The 18,602-nt window shown below is 64.6% G+C and carries 17 protein-coding genes; 8 read left to right on the forward strand and 9 right to left on the reverse strand.

The window, feature by feature from the left end; all coding sequences use genetic code 11:
* Positions 1–423: 423 nt before the first annotated feature.
* On the forward strand, positions 424–1,677 hold the full coding sequence (locus ACNJX9_RS27945; protein ID WP_439405121.1) for an IS110 family transposase: 1,254 nt from the start codon (positions 424–426) through the stop codon (positions 1,675–1,677).
* Between the two features lie 212 nt (positions 1,678–1,889).
* Here the strand turns inward: ACNJX9_RS27945 and ACNJX9_RS27950 are convergent, their stop codons facing one another.
* Positions 1,890–3,164: an acyl-CoA dehydrogenase family protein gene (locus ACNJX9_RS27950; RefSeq protein ID WP_439405229.1), complete on the reverse strand. Its 1,275-nt coding sequence runs from the start codon at positions 3,162–3,164 to the stop codon at positions 1,890–1,892.
* A gap of 213 nt (positions 3,165–3,377) precedes the next feature.
* Here ACNJX9_RS27950 and ACNJX9_RS27955 point away from each other — a divergent pair, with 213 nt between their 5' ends.
* The gene (locus tag ACNJX9_RS27955) at positions 3,378–4,157 is read left to right on the forward strand and encodes an enoyl-CoA hydratase-related protein (RefSeq protein ID WP_439405230.1); all 780 of its coding nucleotides are present in this window, start codon (positions 3,378–3,380) and stop codon (positions 4,155–4,157) included.
* 243 nt (positions 4,158–4,400) lie between these two features.
* Here the strand turns inward: ACNJX9_RS27955 and ACNJX9_RS27960 are convergent, their stop codons facing one another.
* Genes ACNJX9_RS27960 through ACNJX9_RS27970 form a run of 3 tightly spaced genes read right to left on the reverse strand, consistent with a single transcriptional unit; the run spans position 4,401 to position 6,566 of the window.
* Positions 4,401–4,778 (reverse strand): DUF6285 domain-containing protein, encoded by a 378-nt coding sequence (locus tag ACNJX9_RS27960; RefSeq protein ID WP_057753138.1) that lies wholly within the window; start codon positions 4,776–4,778, stop codon positions 4,401–4,403.
* Between the two features lie 2 nt (positions 4,779–4,780).
* Positions 4,781–5,767: a phosphotransferase family protein gene (locus ACNJX9_RS27965; protein WP_439405231.1), complete on the reverse strand. Its 987-nt coding sequence runs from the start codon at positions 5,765–5,767 to the stop codon at positions 4,781–4,783.
* Positions 5,768–5,777: 10 nt separating this feature from the next.
* Positions 5,778–6,566 (reverse strand): enoyl-CoA hydratase/isomerase, encoded by a 789-nt coding sequence (locus tag ACNJX9_RS27970; RefSeq protein WP_057753783.1) that lies wholly within the window; start codon positions 6,564–6,566, stop codon positions 5,778–5,780.
* On the opposite strand from ACNJX9_RS27970, the gene ACNJX9_RS27975 reads away from it, so the two are divergent.
* The 3 genes from ACNJX9_RS27975 to ACNJX9_RS27985 all read left to right on the forward strand — a co-directional run bounded on the left by ACNJX9_RS27975 (position 6,552) and on the right by ACNJX9_RS27985 (position 8,801).
* Positions 6,552–6,698, forward strand: a complete 147-nt coding sequence (locus ACNJX9_RS27975; RefSeq protein ID WP_157083660.1) for a hypothetical protein — start codon at positions 6,552–6,554, stop codon at positions 6,696–6,698. The genes ACNJX9_RS27970 and ACNJX9_RS27975 overlap by 15 nt on opposite strands.
* A 205-nt stretch (positions 6,699–6,903) precedes the next feature.
* Complete coding sequence (locus ACNJX9_RS27980; RefSeq protein WP_439405232.1) at positions 6,904–7,284, forward strand: VOC family protein; 381 nt, start codon at positions 6,904–6,906, stop codon at positions 7,282–7,284.
* Between the two features lie 239 nt (positions 7,285–7,523).
* A complete protein-coding gene (locus tag ACNJX9_RS27985; RefSeq protein ID WP_439405233.1) occupies positions 7,524–8,801 on the forward strand; it encodes an acyl-CoA dehydrogenase family protein in 1,278 nt (425 codons plus the stop codon).
* A 136-nt stretch (positions 8,802–8,937) separates the two neighbouring features.
* Here the strand turns inward: ACNJX9_RS27985 and yghU are convergent, their stop codons facing one another.
* Positions 8,938–9,810, reverse strand: coding sequence for a glutathione-dependent disulfide-bond oxidoreductase (yghU, locus tag ACNJX9_RS27990; protein WP_439405234.1), 873 nt, complete (start codon positions 9,808–9,810; stop codon positions 8,938–8,940).
* 312 nt (positions 9,811–10,122) lie between these two features.
* Between yghU and ACNJX9_RS27995 the strand changes: the two genes are divergently transcribed.
* Positions 10,123–11,256: a nitronate monooxygenase gene (locus tag ACNJX9_RS27995; protein ID WP_057753143.1), complete on the forward strand. Its 1,134-nt coding sequence runs from the start codon at positions 10,123–10,125 to the stop codon at positions 11,254–11,256.
* Between the two features lie 117 nt (positions 11,257–11,373).
* On the forward strand, positions 11,374–12,891 hold the full coding sequence (locus ACNJX9_RS28000) for an acetyl-CoA acetyltransferase (protein ID WP_439405235.1): 1,518 nt from the start codon (positions 11,374–11,376) through the stop codon (positions 12,889–12,891).
* A gap of 15 nt (positions 12,892–12,906) precedes the next feature.
* On the opposite strand, the gene ACNJX9_RS28005 is transcribed toward ACNJX9_RS28000, so the two are convergent.
* From ACNJX9_RS28005 to ltnD, 4 genes are all read right to left on the reverse strand, one after another.
* Entirely contained in the window at positions 12,907–14,598 is a 1,692-nt protein-coding gene (locus tag ACNJX9_RS28005; RefSeq protein ID WP_439405236.1) for a methyl-accepting chemotaxis protein, read from the reverse strand.
* A 154-nt stretch (positions 14,599–14,752) separates the two neighbouring features.
* Entirely contained in the window at positions 14,753–16,030 is a 1,278-nt protein-coding gene (otnK, locus tag ACNJX9_RS28010; RefSeq protein ID WP_439405237.1) for a 3-oxo-tetronate kinase, read from the reverse strand.
* Entirely contained in the window at positions 16,027–16,809 is a 783-nt protein-coding gene (gene otnI, locus ACNJX9_RS28015) for a 2-oxo-tetronate isomerase (RefSeq protein WP_439405238.1), read from the reverse strand. Before otnI ends, otnK begins: the two co-directional genes overlap by 4 nt.
* 13 nt (positions 16,810–16,822) lie before the next feature.
* A complete protein-coding gene (gene ltnD / locus ACNJX9_RS28020) occupies positions 16,823–17,947 on the reverse strand; it encodes an L-threonate dehydrogenase (RefSeq protein ID WP_439405240.1) in 1,125 nt (374 codons plus the stop codon).
* On the opposite strand from ltnD, the gene otnC reads away from it, so the two are divergent.
* Positions 17,866–18,525, forward strand: a complete 660-nt coding sequence (gene otnC / locus ACNJX9_RS28025) for a 3-oxo-tetronate 4-phosphate decarboxylase (protein WP_439405241.1) — start codon at positions 17,866–17,868, stop codon at positions 18,523–18,525. The genes ltnD and otnC overlap by 82 nt on opposite strands.
* Positions 18,526–18,602 lie beyond the last annotated feature (77 nt).

Below are 18,602 nucleotides of genomic sequence, written 5' to 3' on the forward strand. Positions count from 1 at the left end.
CGCTTCGCTCGCGATGACGGTGTGGAGACAGAGGTGCACCTCTCTCCTCCGTTATTGCGAGGAGCCCTTGCGACGAAGCAATCCAGACTGCCTCCACAACAAGCGGTGCCGTAGGGTGGGCAAAAGCGCAAAGCGCCGTGCCCACCGTTCTTCCAAGCTTGTAACAGGTGGTGGGCACGCTCCGCTTTGCCCACCCTGTACCCTTCTGACGTTCATGGCCGGCCTAGAGGTGTAGACTGGCCATTCGGGCCGATCCGTCGGGAGCAGCCTTGTCCACCCGTGCCTTGAGCACCCACGTAGGAACCGCGCCCCAGCGGAACGTCCGCGATCGAGATCCAGTAGGAGGTCATTGCGCCGAGAGCGCCAGTACAGGGATCGATCAGGATCGCGGTTGGCCCGCTTTGAGAGCGAGGAGATCCAACGATGGTCAAGGACGTGCAATGGTTCGTCGGGATCGATTGGGCAACGCGGAGTCATTGCGTTTGCCTGCTGGATGCGGAAGGACGGCCGGCCGGCCAGCGCGACTTTGCGCATGGCGGAGCCGGACTGACGGAGCTGTGTGATTGGCTGGTCGAAAAGACCAAGGCCGCACCGGGACAGATCGCGGTGGCAATCGAGACGCCGCATGGCCCAGTGGTGGAGATGCTGCTCGAGCATGGTTTTATGGTCTTTGCCATCAATCCCAAGCAACTCGACCGCTTCCGGGATCGCTTCACGGTGGCCGGTGCCAAGGATGATCGCCGCGACGCTCATGTGCTCGGAAGCTCATTGCGTACGGACTGTGCGGCCTTCCGCCAGCTTGCGGCCGACAATCCGCTGGTGATCGAGCTGCGCGAGTGGTCGCGCATGGCGGAGGAACTGCAGCAGGAGCGCACGCGGCTTGCCAATCGCCTGCGTCAGCAGTTGTGGCGGTACTATCCCCAAGCGGCCAAGCTGACCGACGATGTCGCCGACGACTGGTTCCTGGCACTTTGGCAAAAGGTGCCGACGCCGGACAGCGCGGCCAAGGCCAGCGACAAGGCGATCGCGCGCATCCTCAGCGCCTATCGTATCCGCCGCCTCGATGCGGCGACGGTGCTCAAGACTTTGCGCGAGACACCCCTGCTCGTGGCACCGGGCACGACGGAGGCTGCGTGCGTGCATATCCGCAGCCTCGCGGCCCGTCTGCGCCTGGTCAATCAGCAAATCAAGGAAGCGCAGCACAGCCTGGACCGCCTGTGCGCCAAGCTCGAAGAACAGGAGAGCCCCGCGGGGCAGAATCCCGAGCAGTGTGACGTGGCGATCCTTCGCTCCTGGCCGGGAATCGGCAGGATCGTTCTCGCCACACTGCTCGTCGAGGCCACCGAGCCTCTGCGCAGACGAGACTACCACGCCTTGCGCGCCTTGGCAGGGGTCGCACCGGTGACGCGGCAAAGCGGCAAGCAACGCTTCGTGATCCGCCGCCTGGCCTGCAACAGGCGGCTGCAAAGCGCCGTTCATCACTGGTCGCGCGGCGCGCTTCAATACGACGCCGCAGCCCGGCGACGCTATGATGCTTTGCGGCAGCGCGGACACGGCCATGCGCGTGCGCTGCGTGGTGTGGGAGATCGCCTGCTCTTTGCCTTGTGCGCGACGCTCAAGCACCAGACGCCCTACGACGCAGACCACAACAGCGCGAAGATCTCGGCAGCAGGCTGAGCCGTTCCTTTGTTCGGCCGCATGCGACCGTTCCTTCGTCCCGACCTGCCGAACGCAAGAGCGCCGCGCGCAGACGCTGTCCAGGATGCCATAGGCACCGGCAAAGCCGGCGCGAAGCGTCCTGGATAGCGTCGAGCACGGTGCTATGGTTATCTGTCAGGGACTTCCACCCTTGACGAAGGGTAGGAGGTCCTACGGCACCGGTGCAAGCCTCAATGCTTCCCCGGCCCCATATAGCCGAACAAGAACCCCGCGACCTTCCGCATCTGGATCTCCTCACTGCCCTCGGTGATGCGGTAACGCCGGTGATGCCGATAAATGTGCTCGAACGGCTTGTGGCGTGAATAGCCCATGCCGCCGTGGACCTGCATGGCGCGGTCGGCCGACTCACAACAAAGACGGTTTGCAATATAGTTGCACATCGAGACACGGTCGGAGAGCGTGCGCTCGATCTGCTCCTCGGTGAGCTGGTCCATCTCCCAGGCGGTCTTGCGGATCAACAGGCGCAGCATCTCGGCTTGGGTCGCAAGCTCAACCAGCGGAAATTGGATCGCCTGGTTCTCGGCAAGCGCCTTGCCGAACGGCTTTCGCCCACGGGCGTATCTGACGCTCTCGTTAATGCAGTAGACGGCAGCGCCCAGCGAGCTCGCGGCCTGGCGGATGCGGTTTTGATGGACAAAGCATTGCGCCAGCGACAGGCCGCGGCCGACCTCGCCGAACAGTGCATCTTCAGGCACGAACACGTCCGTAAAGCTGACACGGGGATGGTCGGTCGGCATGTTGAAGGTCCACATGTATTCCTCGATCCTGACGCCGTGGCTCTTGGCCGGCACCAGGAAGCAGGTGATGCCGCGCGCGTCGCCGTCATTGCCTGACGTCCGCGCGAACAGCGCGCAATGCGTGGCGACATGCATGCCCGTCGTCCACATCTTCTCGCCGTTGATGATCCAGCCCTTGACGTTGTCTCTGACCGCAGGCACCGCACGCGTCTCCATATGCGTGGCGTCCGAGCCGTGATGCGGCTCGGTCAGGCCAAAGGTGATGCGGTACTTGCCCTTGATCGAGCCGTCGATCATCGCCTTCTGGTCGTCGCGGCCGTAGCGGTCGAGCATGGTGACGACGGGGAAGTTGCCGACGATGGAGTGCTCGTTCTGGAGGTCATTGTGGAGGCCAAGGCCCTTCGCGGCAAAATGCTCGCGGATCACCGCCATCCAGAGGTTGGAGCCGTCCTTGCCGCCATATTGCTTGGGCACCGGAAAGCGCAGATGGCCAGCCGCATCGGCAAGGTCTTTCGCCTTGCGCAGCAACGCTTCCCATTCATGCCGTGGCAGGCCGCCATTCTCGAAATCGGTGCGCGCCCATTCGCGGCGATGATCGAAAAAGCGGATGTTGTCGTCGACCTGTTCCAACGGCTTGATTTCGCGCTCGATGAAGCGATCGAGCTCTCCGAGATAGGCGACGAGATCGGCAGGCAGTGAGAAATCCACAGGTTCTCTCCCGGATCGATTTTATCGTTTTGCGTTAAGGCGCTAGGCGCGCTTTTGCTTCGCACGATTAAGGTGAGAAGAGCGCGCGCAAGTCAAGCAAGCCGACGCGTGTGAGGCGCGCAGGGCGCACCCGCGCAATTCGATGGCGCTCTCGCGCTGTGGCGCGATAGTATGATTCCAATATTCCTTCACGAGGAAATGCGGGAGCGCGCGATGGAGCTGAAATTTTCAAGGGTGGAACGCAAGGGGCCGATCACGATCGTCACGCTGTCGCGGCCCGAGGTCTACAACGCGCTGCACATCGACGCGCATTTCGAGCTCAACAAGGTGTTCGACGATTTCGCCGCGGACCCCGCGCAATGGGTGGCCGTCGTCACCGGCGCCGGCGACAAGGCATTCTGCGCCGGCAACGATCTGAAATGGCAGGCGGCCGGCGGCAAGCGCGGCTGGGACAAGGGCGGCTTTGCCGGCCTCACCTCGCGTTTCGACTGCGACAAGCCGATCATCGCCGCGGTGAACGGCGTCGCCATGGGCGGCGGTTTCGAGATCGCGCTGGCCTGCGATCTCATCATTGCCTCGGAGAATGCGACCTTCGCCCTGCCCGAGCCGCGCGTGGGCCTTGCCGCACTCGCCGGCGGCCTGCATCGTCTGCCGCGCCAGATCGGCCTGAAGCGCGCCATGGGCATGATCCTCACCGCGCGTCATGTCAGCGCCAGGGAAGGATTTGAGCTCGGCTTCGTCAACGAGGTGGTGCCGCAGGGCGAGGCGCTCGCCGGCGCGCTGCGCTGGGCGGAAATGATCACGAAGAACTCGCCGATGTCGATCCGCGCCTCGAAGCAGACCATCCGGAAGGGCCTCGCCGTGTCGCTCGAGCAGGCGATCGAGGAGCAGCGCGAATATCCGGCCGTGAAGGCGATGGTGGCCTCGCAGGATTACATCGAGGGGCCGAAGGCGTTTTCCGAGAAGCGGCCACCGAAATGGGTGGGGAAGTGACCGCGCTTTGCGCGGTCATTCCCGCCGCGCCGAGAGGCGCGAGCCCGGAATCCATCAGGCGGCAGAACGCTTGGATGAATAGATTCCGGGCTCGTCGCTGCGCGACGCCCCGGAATGACGGCGGAGAGAGGCGCCTGCCTCAACAAGGTCATTGCGAGCGCAGCGAAGCAATCCAGAAATGCATCCGCGGAAACAGTCCGGATTGCTTCGTCGCAAGGGCTCCTCGCAATGACGGGGAGAGAGCTATCCACCTCGCCCCAGCTCGCGCTTGTAGGACGCATAGTTCGGCTGATCGACGGCAAGCTTGTCCATCGTAGTCGCCCACAGATGCTCGGCGAGGCCCGGCGTTGCGAGATCCATCTCGCCCTTGGCGATGCGCCCGGCGAGCACGCGGTTCAGCTCGGTGACCGAGCCGTCAACACCGAGCAGCGCGCGCAGCCGCTCGACCTCCTTGGCGTCACTCCCCGCCTCCCGCGTCAGCTGTCGCGTAACGAGATCGAGGATGTTGATCGCAACGCGCAGCTTGAAAGCCTGATGGCCCGATATCAGCGGCGTGATGTCGTTGCGGAGGAAATCGGCGACCGCCTTGGTCAGCTCGATCGGTGTCGGCTCGTCCTGCATGACTAATCTCCCCGCGGCGCGAGCAGCCGCAACAGATCGATCTCGGTCTCCGAGGCGCGGCGGCCGATCATGGCGCGCTCCATGGAATGATCCGGCCCCTCGCGGAACCGCTGCATCATGCCGCCGCACATGATGCCCCAGCGCAGCGTCCCCATCACTTCCCAAAACCTGACGCGCGCTGCATCGACCTTGCGGCCGGCAGCCTCATAACCGGCGAACAGCTCCTCGCGGGAGCCAAAGCCGCCGACAGGCTTGTCGATCTCGCCAAAGCGCCATGAGTTCACGCAGACCCAGCCAAGATCTTCCATGGGATCGCCGAGATGGGCGAGCTCCCAGTCCAGCACCGCCCGGACACCGTCGGCCCCGATAATGAGATTGCCGTTGCGGAAATCGCCATGGACCAGCGTCACTTCAGCCGACGGGCCCGGATCGTGGTCGCGCAGCCAGCGCAGCGCAAGCTCGAACACCGGCTTTGGCCAGTTCAGGCTGCGATAGTCGCGATCGAATTCGGAGATTTCCTGCGTCGCGCTGCGGCTCCGCAACCCGGGCAATTTGTCCAGCGGAAGCCGATGCAAGCCCGCGAGCACGCCGCCGATCTGCCGCGCAAGCATTGGCCGCGCCGCCGCGAATTCATCATCGCGGAGAATCTTGCGGGCGATGGTCTCGCCCTCGACCCGCTGCATGATGAAGCCGGTGCCGAGATCGTCGTCCGGCGTCAGCACATGCATCACGCGCGGCGACGGCACGCCGGCCTCGAAGGCCAGCTGCATCAGCTGCGCTTCCGCCGCAAGCCCCGCCGCGCGCGTTGGCGCGGCACCATAGCCCTTCGGCGAACGGCGCAGGATCGCGCCGATCGGGCCGTCGGGATGGCTGATGTCGAAGCGCCAGGTCTCCTGGCTGGCGCCGCCCGACAGCTTTGCCGCGGAGGTAGCGCCGGTTGCGCCCGGACACCAGCGCTGGACGCTCCGGGAAAGCTCCGCCTCGATCATTTGCCTTTGATCATTTGCCGTTGAATTTGGCCGGCCGCTTCTCGAGGAAGGCGCCGACACCCTCGCGGAAATCCTGGGTATCGCCGGCACGGAGCTGACACTGGAATTCGAGATTGAGCTGCTCTTCGAAGGAATTTTCCGGGCTATCCCAATAGAGCTTGCGGATCAGCGACAGCGCGACCGTCGGGCCACTGGCGAGGTCGCGCGCGAGCTTCATCGCCTCCTCCATCAGCACGCCGTCGTCATAGACGCGGTTGACGAGGCCCCATTCCAGCGCCTTCTCGGCCGGCAGCCGCTCGCCCATCAACGACAGTTCGACCGAACGCGCCTTGCCGATCAGCCGCGGCAACAGCCAGGTCGAGCCGCAATCCGGCACGAGGCCGATGCGGCGGAACGCTTGCAGGAAGTAGGAGGAACGTGCGCACAAGATCATGTCGCCGAGCAGCGCGAAGCTCATGCCGGCGCCGGCGGCGGGGCCGTTGACCGCGGTCACGATCGGGCAATGCAGGTTGCGGATGCGGCGCAGGAACGGATGGAAGCCGGTCTCCAGTGTCAAGCCGGCCTTGGTCTTCTTCGACTGGTTGTTGCGCCCCTGCAGATTTGCTCCCGTACAGAACGCGCGGCCCGCGCCGGTCAGAACGACGCAGCGCACCTCGTCCTTTTTCTCCTCGATCGCGTCGAGCGCATCGGAGAGGCCGCCCAGCATGTCCACGGAGACCGCGTTCATCACCTCCTGATGGTCGAGCTTGAGGATCGCGACCGCACCATCGAATTCGAGCGTGACATGTTTGAACTGCATGGTTTCCTCGTCAGTTGCGGCGCGATGTTTCGCAGGCCGGAATTTGGTTTGCCGGGGCGCATATTTGATTTTTGGCGCGGTCTTGTCCATGGTGATCATGGCATGGCAAGCAATCTTGCGCGCAGGGGCTGATGCGCGACATACCAAGACGTGTTGCCAAAAACAGGAAACGCGCCATGGACCTTTTCGACCTCACGGGACGCGCCGGCCATACAGCGTATTGAGATTTCGTAGGGTGGGCAGAGGCGCCCTTGCGCCGTGCCCACGCCGTCTAGACGTGGTGGGCACGCTTCGCTTTGCCCACCCTACAGTTCAAAGCGGGGGAGGAAGAAAGACCATGTTCTCACACGTCATGATCGGCACCAACGATCTCGACAAGGCCAAGGCGTTCTACGACGCGCTGCTCGGCACGCTCGACGTGCGTCCGGCCAAGGTCGATGGTCACCGCATCTTCTACTTCACCAGGACCGGCGTGTTCTCGGTGACAAAGCCGATCAACGGCGAGCCGGCGACCTGCGCCAATGGCGGCACCATCGGCTTTGCCGCCAACTCGCCCGAGCAGGTCGATAAGTGGCACGCCGCCGGCGTTGCGGCCGGCGGAACACCGATCGAAAACCCGCCCGGCATCCGCGAGGGCGGAGGAAACAAGCTCTATCTCGCTTACTTGCGCGATCTGGACGGCAACAAGATCTGCGCGATGCACCGGATGCCGAGCTAGATCGGCGCGCTGTCGTAGCCCGGATGGAGCGAAGCGTAATCCGGGGTTGCGCAAAACTGGCTCTGTCCCGGATTGCGCTTCGCTCCATCCGGGCTACTCACCCCCATTCAAACAACATTTCAAACGTCTCGCGAAAATTCCATCGCATGGCATGGCTCGCGCGAAAAAATACGCGCTCGCACTTTCGGGGCGCTGCGACTATTCTCCCGGCCAACACGATCAGCGCCCCGGGAGGAACAATGACAAAACACGCCTATATTCCCCGCACCACCAACTACACGCTCAATCCGGGCGATGAGCTCAATGACCTGCGCATGTCGGACCAGGTCCGGCCGCTCTACGATCACGTCAAGAAGTTCATCCGCGAGACGGTCGAGCCGATGTCGATCGAGTTCGCCAAGGCAGGCGAAGGCAAGGAAGACCGCTGGAGCTTTACGCCGAAGCAGCTCGAGGTGCTCGAGGTCGCCAAGAACAAGGCCAAGAAGGAAGGCCTCTGGAATTTCTTCCTGCCTGATGACGAGACCGGCCAGGGCCTGAAGAATCTCGATTACGCCTATATCGCCGCCGAGCTCGGCAAGAGCCCGCTTGCATCCGAGACCATGAACTGCTCGGCGCCCGACACCGGCAACATGGAGGTGCTGGAGCGCGTCGGCACCAAGGAGCAGAAGGAGAAGTGGCTGAAGCCGCTGCTCAACGGCGAGATCCGTTCAGCCTATGTCATGACCGAGCCGAACGTTGCCTCCTCCGACGCCAAGAACATCTCGACCACGGCCAAACTCGTCGGCGACGAATGGGTCATCAACGGCGAGAAGTATTACATCTCCGGCTTAGGCGATCCCCGCTGCAAGATCCTCATCGTCATGGTGAAGTCCAATCCGGACGCGGCGCCGAGCAAGCAGCAGTCGCAGATCCTGGTGCCGCGCGATACGCCCGGCGTCGAAGTGCTCGGGCCCATGTACGTGTTCGGCCAGGACCACGCGCCGCGCGGCCACATGCATATGCGCTTCAACAATGTGCGCGTGCCGAAGGAGAACATGCTGCTCGGCGAGGGGCGCGGCTTCGAGATCTCGCAGCTGCGCCTCGGGCCGGGCCGCATCCATCACTGCATGCGAACCATCGGCAAGGCCGAGAAGGCGCTGGACCTGATGGTGCAGCGTGGCCTCACCCGCGAAGCCTTCGGCAAGAAGATCGCCCATCTCGGCGGCAACATGCAGATCATCGCGCAGGCGCGCTGCGAGATCGAGGCGATGCGGCTGATGGTGCTGAAGGCCGCCAAGGCGATGGACGTGCTCGGCAACAAGGAGGCCCGCGTCTGGGTCTCCATGGTCAAGGCCATGGTGCCCGAGCGCGCCTGCAAGATCATCGACCAGGCGATCCAGATGCACGGCGCCACCGGCATCTCGCACTGGACCCCGCTGGCCGAGATGTACCAGGACGTCCGTCACCTGCGCTTTGCGGACGGTCCAGACGAGGTGCACTGGATGGTGGTCGGCCGCCACGAGCTGAGCATGGCGTAGAGGTCTCTCCTCTTCCCGCTCGGGAAGAGCCGTGGGGTGGGCAAAGGCGCGCTCTGCGCGCGCCGTGCCCACCATCTCGGGCGTCACAAAGAGCGGTGGGCACGCTTTCGCTTTGCCCACCCTACCGCGGTTCGAGCTACGTCGCCGGCGCGAGCTTGTCCTGTGTCTTGGTCTCGAAATCGGATGCGTCGTGGCGCTCGTGGAGCTGGCTGGCGGGATCGCCGGAGACACGGTTGACCATGCGGCCGCGCTTCACCGCGGGGCGCTTCGCGATCTCATCGGTCCAGCGCTGCACGTTCTTGTAGTCCTGCACGGACAGGAACTCGCCGGCGCCGTAGACCAGCCCCTTGGCGAGCGCGCCGTACCACGGCCACACCGCTATGTCGGCAATCGTATACTCCTTGCCTGCGAGATATTCGTTGTCGGCCAGACGCCGGTCGAGCACGTCGAGCTGGCGCTTGACCTCCATCGCAAAGCGATCGATGGCGTATTCGATCTTGGACGGCGCGTAGGCGTAGAAATGGCCAAAGCCGCCGCCGAGATACGGCGCGCTGCCCATCTGCCAGAACAGCCACGACATCGCTTCGGTGCGGGTCTTGGTGTCCTTGGGCAGGAAGGCGCCGAACTTCTCGGCGAGGTAGAACAGGATGGAGCCGGATTCGAACACGCGGATCGGCTCGGGGCCGGAGCGGTCCATCAGCGCCGGGATTTTGGAGTTCGGGTTGATGTCGACGAAGCCGCTGCCGAACTGCTCGCCATTGCCTATTCTGATCAGCCACGCATCGTATTCAGCCCCCTTGTGGCCGAGCGCCAGAAGCTCCTCCAGCATCACCGTGACCTTCACCCCGTTCGGCGTCGCTAGCGAATAGAGCTGGAGCGGATGCTTGCCGACCGGCAGTTCCTTGTCGTGGGTGGGGCCGGCAATCGGCCGGTTGATGCTGGCGAACTGACCGCCATTCTCCTTGTTCCAGGTCCAGACCTTGGGCGGCACGTAAGGGGTATCGGTCATGCGAATGCTCCGGCGGAAAGATGCGCCTGCATTAATTAGCCCGCGAATAGCCGATGGCAAGCCCCGCCGGCTCTGCGTCCGGCGCGGGCCTCGGGCCATCGTCATGCAGTCCGGCCGGCCCAGCCTGCGCCGCTGCTGATCTGGCCCACTCGACGACATCTTCCGGAGCCGGATGGTTGGTCCACGACGCAACGCCTGCGCGCAAGATGCTCGCCCGAATCCGGCGTGGCATCATTGGCAAGGAAGGCCAGGCGTCGAACGGCCCGCCAAGCCAAACAAGAAGAGCACCACCAAGGCCGCCGGGAGAGGACCATGAAATCGCCGATCTGCGACATGCTGGGCGTCGAGTTCCCGCTGCTCGCCTTCAGCCATTGCCGCGACGTCGTTGCCGCCGTCAGCCGCGCCGGCGGTTTCGGCGTGCTGGGCGCCACCGTTCACACGCCCGATACGCTCGAACGCGAGCTGAAATGGATCGACGATCACGTCGACGGCAAGCCCTATGGCATCGACGTGCTGATCCCGGAGAACATCTCTACATCAGGCGAGAAGCACGTCACCTGGAAGAGCCTGGAAGCGCGCGTGCCGCAGGAGCACCGCGCCTACACGCGCGACCTCCTGAAGAAGTACGACATCGAGCTGACGACGACAGAGGTGGACGACGACCAGCCGCAACCCTTCGATGCCGAGACCGCGCTGGAGCTGCTGAAAGTCTCGTTCAATCATCCGATCCGGCTGATCGCCAACGCGCTCGGCGTGCCGCCCAAGGCCATGATCGAGATGGGCAGGAAGCACAACGTGCCGGTTGCGGCCCTGGTCGGCGCCAAGGAGCACGCGCTGCGCCAGGTCGCGGCCGGCGTCGACATTCTCGTGGTGCAGGGCACCGAGGCCGGCGGCCATTGCGGCGAGGTCTCAACCATGGTTCTGGTGCCTGAAGTGATCAAGGCGATCAAAAAGGTTCGTGATGTGCCGGTGCTGGCCGCCGGCGGCATCATGACGGGACGGCAGATGGCGGCCTGCATGGCGATGGGCGCAGCCGGCGCCTGGACCGGCTCGGTGTGGCTGGCGACAGTTGAATCCGAGACCAGCGAGATCTTTCGCAAGAAGATGATCGCGGCATCATCACGCGATGCGGTCCGCTCCAAGGGCCGCACCGGCAAGCCGGCGCGGCAGCTTCGCTCGGTCTGGACCGATGCCTGGGACCGCGCCCCCGAAAGCCCGGGCGCGCTGCCGATGCCGCTGCAAAGCATCGTCAGCCGCGACGCCTTCGATTCGATCGACCGGGCAGCTGCCGCCGGCAACGCCAAGGCCCGCGATCTCGTCAGCTATTTCGTCGGCCAGGGCGTCGGATTGATCGACAGCGTGAAATCGGCCGGCGCCGTGGTGCAGGAGTTCAAGGAAGAGTTTGCCGAAGCCATCGAGCACATGAATGCGCTGGTGGCGGAGTAGCATCCACCTCGTCATTGCGAGCGCAGCGAAGCAATCCAGACTGCCTCCGCGAATGAATTTCTGGATTGCTTCGCTGCGCTCGCAATGACGAAACAACTGAGATCGTGAATCTGGATTATGACCGACAAGCCCCCCATCCCCGATCACCACATCCCCGTCATCGTCGGCATCGGCGAGATCGTCGACCGCCCCAAGGAGATCACCGACGGCCTCGAACCGCTCGACCTGCTCGAACGGGCCTTGCAGCGCGCAGAAGCCGACGCCGGCGCAAGGCTGATCAGTGAGGTGCAGTCGCTCGACGTCGTCAACTTCCTGAGCTGGCGCTATCGCGATCCGGAGAGGCTGCTGGCGCAACGGCTCGGCATCACACCGGCGCATTGCTATTACGGCCCGGTCGGCGGCGAGAGCCCGATCCGCTACATCCACGAGGCGGCAAAGCGCATCGCGCGCGGTGAGTGCACGGTAGCTGCCGTCTGCGGCGCCGAGGCGCAATCGACCGCGACGAAAGCCGATCGCGCCGGTGTCAAGCTGCCATGGACACCGTTCGCCCATGACGTCGAAGAGCCCAAGCGCGGCGCAGCGTTCCAGAAGCCCTTGGCGGTGAAGCTCGGTGTATTCCGCCCCGTCACGGTCTATCCGTTCTACGAGGCCGCCTCCTCCGCGCATTGGGGCCAGACCCCGCACCAGGCGATGGCGGAATCCGGCACGCTGTGGTCGCGCTATTCGGAAGCCGCCGCGCAGAATCCAAATGCCTGGCTGAAGCGGCGCTATACGCCTGACGAGATCACGACGCCGACGGCTGACAACCGGCTGATCGCCTGGCCTTACAACAAGCTCATGGTCGCCAACCCCAGCGTCAACATGGGCGGTGCGCTGTTACTCACCAGCCTTGCCAAGGCGCGCGCGGCCGGGATCGCCGAAGACAAGCTGGTCTATCCGCTTGGCGGCGCTTCGGCCGAGGAGCCGCGCGACTATCTGCTGCGCGACCAGTTTCATGAGAGCCATCCGCAGAACGCCGTGCTGAAGGCCGCGATGGATCTCGCGGGCGGCGACGGCAAGAAGTTCGACGCGATCGAGCTCTATAGCTGCTTTCCGTGCGTGCCGAAGATGGCGCGGCGAACGCTCGGCCTTTCCGCCGACGTACCGCCGACCGTGACCGGCGGCCTCACCTTCTTCGGTGCGCCGCTCAACACCTACATGACGCATGCGGCCTGCGCCATGGTGCGTCGGATACGCGGTGGCGACAAGCTCGGCCTGCTCTACGGCCAGGGCGGTTTTGTTACCAAGCATCACGCGCTGGTCGTGTCGAAGATTGCGCCGCGCGACGCGCTGGCGCAAGAGACGAGCGTGCAAGCCGAGGCCGATCGCAACAAGGGCGCGGTGCCGCAGTTCATCACGGAGGCCTCAGGCAAGGGCAAGGTCGAGAGCTTTACCGTGCTCTATGGCCGCGGCGGAGATGTCGAGCACGGCGTGGTGATGCTGCGGACGGAAGATGACCGGCGCACGCTGGCGCGGATTCCGGCGAGCGACGAGGGCACGCTAGGGCATCTGCTGAACATGGACCGCACGCCGGTCGGCTCGCTCGGCGACATCACGATGGCCGCGGACGGCGTGCCGGAGTGGCGGGTGGCGTAGAACGCGCAGGACCGCTCACGCCGCGCGAACGTTGGTCAGGAATTTGCTGACCTCGTTCTTCAGCCGGCTCGAATCGTTGGACAGCATCTGCGCCGCCGAGAGCACCTGCGAAGAGGCCGTGCCGGTCTCGGTCGCACCGCGCTGCACGTCGGTGATGTTGGAGGAGACTTGCTGGGTGCCCTGTGCCGCCTGCTGCACGTTGCGGGCGATTTCCTGGGTCGCGGCGCCCTGCTCTTCCACCGCGGCCGCAATGGCCGAGGAGATTTCCGAGAGTCGCTCGATGGTCGAGGAGATCTCCTTGATGGCGCCGACCGAGTCGCTGGTCGCCGCCTGGATGCCCGAGATCTGCTGGCCGATCTCGCCGGTCGCCTTCGCGGTCTGCTCGGCGAGCGCCTTCACCTCGGAGGCAACCACCGCGAAGCCGCGGCCGGCTTCACCGGCGCGCGCGGCCTCGATCGTGGCGTTCAGCGCCAACAGGTTGGTCTGGCCGGCAATGGTGTTGATCAGCTCGACGACATCGCCGATACGCGAGGCGGCCTTGGAGAGCTCGCTGACCCGCTCGGTGGTGGCGCGGGCCTGGCCGACGGCGTCGACCGCCATCCGCGCCGATTCCTGCACCTGCCGGCTGATCTCGCCGACGGAGGAGGCCATCTCTTCGGTCGCGGAAGCCACCGACTGCACGTTGGTGGAGGCTTCTTCCGACGCAGCGGCAACCGTGGTCGCCATCCGCTGCGAGCGGTCGGCGGTCGAGGTCAGCGTCGAGGCGGAGGCCTCCAGCTGGCTCGAGGCCGACGACACGGTCTGGACGATCTCGCCGATCATGGTCTCGAACTCGCGGGTGATGTTGTCGACACGGCGGCCGCGCTCGATCTTGGCTTCGGCATCGGCGGCGGCTGCCTCGTCGGCCGCCTTCTTGGCGATCAGCGCCTCCTTGAAGACCTGAAGCACGTCGGCCATGGCGCCGATCTCGGTCTTCTCGCCCTGGTGCGGGACTTCGGCGGAGAGATCGCCGCGGCCGAGCGCCTGCATCGGCCGTGTGATCGAGTCGATGCCGCTGGAGACGTCCTGGACGAGGTAGAAGCCGACGCCGATGCCGGCGATCAAGGCAGCGCCGAGGATGACCGCGAGCAGCATGAACGCGAAGGAGTAGCTGTCGGCGGCATCCTTTGCCGCCTGATCACCGCCCTTGGTGTTGAGCTCGATATCCTTCGCCAGGACTTCGTCAGACTTCAGACCGATCTTGTTGACGGTCTTGGTATTCAACTCATGCGCGGCGTGCGGGACCTTGCCAAACTCGTTGCGCGACAATTCCATGACGTCTTCGGCGCCCTTCTGGTATTCGGCCCACAGCTTCGACCACTCGGTATAGAGCGCCCGCTCTTCCGGCGAGGTGATCATCGCCTCGTAGGCCTTTCGGGCCTTACCCAGCGCCTCGGTCACGACCGCCGCAGTCTTTTCCTGCGCCAGCTTATCGTCCAGCGTCTCGGACAGCATGTGCTCGCGAACAACGTTGCGATAGGTGATGACCGCGGCCCGCATCTCGCCCAGCACCCGCACGCTCGGCATCCAACTCGTGGTGATGTCGACGGTATTGGCATTCATCGACCGCATGTTCATGACGGCGAGCAGGCCCATGCCGGCCATCGCGGCCAGCAGGAACGCCACGACACTGATGATCTTGGCGCGGATGGAGATAGTGGCGAGCATAATCAGGTCTCTTGTGCTGGCGCGGGCGCGTCCGGGTGTCTTAAGGATCAACCAAAGGGAGCTGCGCCGACATCTGGCCGAAGACCAAATGCGACGACTCCGCGCCGATAAGGAACCCAAAAGAGATGAACAGCGCGCTAAGAATGCCCTGCGCTCAGCGCATGAGCCTCATCGCATCCGAGAAAAACTCCGGCCCGCCGAAATTGCCTGATTTCAGTGCAAGCAGCATCTCACCTGCGGCAGCGCCAACAGCGCGCAGCACCGGGACGCCCGCGGCGATCTCCACTCCGACGAGAAACCCGGGAATCTTTAATCGGTCGACGACAGCCCCGGACGTCTCACCGCCTGCGATGATCAGTCGCCGCACGCCTGATTTCACGAGATTTTCCGCAATGTCGGCCATCGTCTGCTCGATCGCGTGTCCGGCGGCGTCGCGGCCGTGGCGCGCCTGAAGGGCAGCGACGTCGGCCGGCGTCGCGCTCGATGCAATCAGCACCGGCCCCTGGGCCAGTCGTTCCCTCGCCCAGTCCAGCGCGCGCTGCGCTTCATTTGCCCCCGTAAGAATACGGTCGGTGTCGAGATGCAGTACCGGCATGACCCGTTCGGCATTGGCGATCTGCTGCAGGGTGGCTTGCGAGCAGCTTCCGGCGAGGCACGCCACCTGGCCGCCGACGGCGGCCCCCTGCTCGCTGCTGGCCGCGGCCGATTTGACCTTGCCGGTCGACACCAGCGCACGGGCGAGCCCGAGGCCGATGCCGGAGGCGCCGACCGAGAGCCGATGCTCTGCGGCGACAAGGCCGATGGTCTCGAGGTCGCGGTCGAACACGGCGTCGATGATCGCGGCTCCAATGCCCTTGTCCCAGAATTCGGCAAGCCGGCCGCGCACAGCCTCCGCCCCGCGCGAGAGGGTCGCGAGATCGACGAGCCCGACCTGCGTCTTGCTCTGGCGAGCCAGCACGCGCACCAGGTTGGAATCGCGCATCGGGTTGAGCGGGTGGTCCTTCAGCGGGCTCTCGTTCAGCGGCACGGCGCCGACGAACAGATTGCCCTGATAGACGGTGCGGCCGGTCTCGGGAAAGGCCGGCGTCACCAGCACGACGGCCTCGCCGCAATCGGCACGCAGCGCATCCATGACCGGGCCGATATTTCCGGCATCCGTGGAGTCGAAGGTCGAGCAGATCTTGAACAGCACATGGCTCGCGCCGCGGCTGCGCAGCCATGTCTCGGCCGCCCGCGAGCGCGACACCGCGAGCCCCGCCTCGATCGAGCGGCTCTTCAGCGACACCACGACGGCGTCGACCTCGGGCAGATCAAGATCATCGGCGGGCACGCCGATGGTCTGCACGGTGCGCAGGCCCGCGCGCGTCAGCGTGTTGGCGAGATCGGAGGCGCCGGTGTAGTCGTCGGCGATGCAACCCAACGCAAGTGTCACGATTTCACTCCCGCATAGGGCTTGAACCAGGCGAGACCGTCGGTGGTCTTGCCGCGCGGATTGTATTCGCAGCCGACGAAGCCGGCATAGCCGAGCCGGTCGAGCTCTTCGAACAGGAATGGATAGTTCAGCTCCTCGCCGTCAGGCTCGTTGCGCGAGGGAATGCTGGCGACCTGGATATGGCCGATGATCGGCATCATCTCGCGCAGGCGCATGGTCACGTCGCCATGGATGATCTGGCAGTGATAGATGTCGAACTGGAGCTTCAAGTTGGGCAATCGCAGCTCCTGGATCAAATCGCGCGCGAAGCCGAAATCGTTGAGGAAGTAGCCGGGCACGTTGCGCGGATTGATCGGCTCGAGCACGATGTCGATGCCGTGGGCTGCGAAGAACTCCGCGGCCCATGCCACCGATTTGTAGAAGGCCTCGATCGCGAGGCGTTCGCCGCGGTTTGCGATGCCCGCCATCAAATGCAGCCGCTTCACGCCGGTGGCCCTGGCGTAGGGCAGCGCCGTCTCCAGGCTCGCCTTGAGATCATTGAAGCGTGAGGGAAGCGCCGCAAAGCCTTTCTCACCCGCGTTCCAGTCGCCCGGCGGCAAATTGAACAGCGCCTGCGTCAGGCCGTTGCGCTTCAGCCGCTCGCTCACCGCTTCCACCGGATGCTCATAGGGAAAGAGAAATTCAACGGCGGTGAATCCGGCCTGCGCGGCCGCATCGAACCGATCGAGGAACGGCACCTCGGTGAACATCATCGAGAGGTTGGCGGCGAAACGGGGCATTGGAAATCCTCTTTTACTTGTCGCCGGGAAGCTTGACGCCGGTGACCTGCGCATACATGCGCGCCACCGAAGCGTCGTCGTCCCGGCCCATGCCTGCGGCTGAGGTCATCAGGAACATCTGCAGCGCGGCGGCCGAGACCGGCACCGGGAATCTGGCGCTGCGCGCCATATCCTGGATGATGCCGAGATCCTTGACGAAAATCTCGACGGCACTGCGCGGCGTGTAATCGCCATCGAGCACGTGCGGCATGCGGTTCTCGAACATCCAGGAATTGCCCGCGGATGCGGTGATCACCTCATAGACCTTGCGGATGTCGAGGCCTTGCTTGGCCGCAAACGCCATCGCCTCCGAGGCAGCCGCGATGTGGACGCCGGCAAGCAGCTGGTTGATCATCTTGAACGCAGCGCCCTGCCCTGCGGCATCGCCGAGCTCGTAGAGCTTGGCCGCCATGGCGTCGAGCGCGGAGCGCGCCTTGGCGAAGGCGGCCGCACTGCCGGAGGCGAGGATCGTCAGCTCACCTTGCGCCGCACGCTGCGCGCCGCCGGAGATCGGCGCATCCAGATAGTGCCGGCCGGTCGCTTCCAATTGCTTGGCCAGACGCCGCGCGACGTCAGGATCCATGGTGGCGGAGGAAATGAAGACGCTGTCCTTTGGCAGGGTTTCGGCGACGCCGTCCTTGCCGAACAGGATCGTCTCGGTCTGCGCCGCATTGACGACGACGCTGACAACGATGTCGGCGCCCTTGGCCGCCTCGGCCGGCGTCGCGGCTCCGGCCCCGCCATCCTTGACGAAACGCGCAACCGCATCAGCAGAAACGTCGCAGCCGGTCACCGTGTGGCCGGCCCGCTTCAGCGAGGTCGCCATGCCATATCCCATCGAGCCGAGCCCGATGACGGCGATGCGCTGGTTTTGTGTCGTGGAGGCGGACATGCAACTAACCCTTGCGAACGTTTCCCGGTGGGCCGCCTTTGCGGCGGCTCGTGATCTCGAATAACACGGCTTGGCCGCGCTGCCAAAGCGTGAGACAAGCAGGCATGACGGCCATGAATACCGAAATGAGCATTGAAACAAGGCTGCGCGAGGATATCTGCCGGTTCGGACGGTCCCTGTTCGAGCGCGGGCTGACGCCGGGCTCATCAGGCAATATCAGTGTCCGACTGGATGGCGGCGGCTGGCTGGTGACGCCGACCAATGCCTCGCTCGGCTTCCTCGATCCGGCAAAGCTGTCGCGGCTGGACGAGCAGGGCCGGCTGGTTTCGGGCGACGCGCCGACCAAGGAAGTTTCGCTGCACACCGCGCTCTATGACACGCGCGGAAGCGCGCGGGCGATCGTGCATCTGCACTCCACGCATTCGGTCGCGCTCTCGATGCTGCCGGAGATCGATCCACGCGCCGCGCTGCCGCCGATGACGGCCTATTACCTCATGAAATGCGGCGCCACCGCGCTCGTGCCCTACTACCGCCCCGGCGATCCTGCGGTGGCCGATGCGATCAAGGGGCTGGCCGGGAAATATTCATCCGTATTGCTCGCCAATCACGGCCCTGTCGTCGCCGGCGACACGCTGGAAGCGGCCGTGTTCGCGACGGAGGAAATGGAGGAAACGGCGAAGCTGTATCTGCTGCTGCGCGGGTTGAACCCGCGGTATTTATCGCCGGAGCAGGTGAAGGATCTGGTGCAGGTGTTCGGGGTGACTTTGCCGGAGCACGGGCATTAGAGCCCAGCTCTCTCCTCGTCATTGCGAGCGCAGCGAAGCAATCCAGAGTCTTTCCGCGGAGGGATTCTGGATTGCCT

Source organism: Bradyrhizobium sp. BLXBL-03 (genome assembly GCF_051853015.1).
Classification (GTDB): Bacteria; Pseudomonadota; Alphaproteobacteria; order Rhizobiales; family Xanthobacteraceae; genus Bradyrhizobium; species Bradyrhizobium manausense.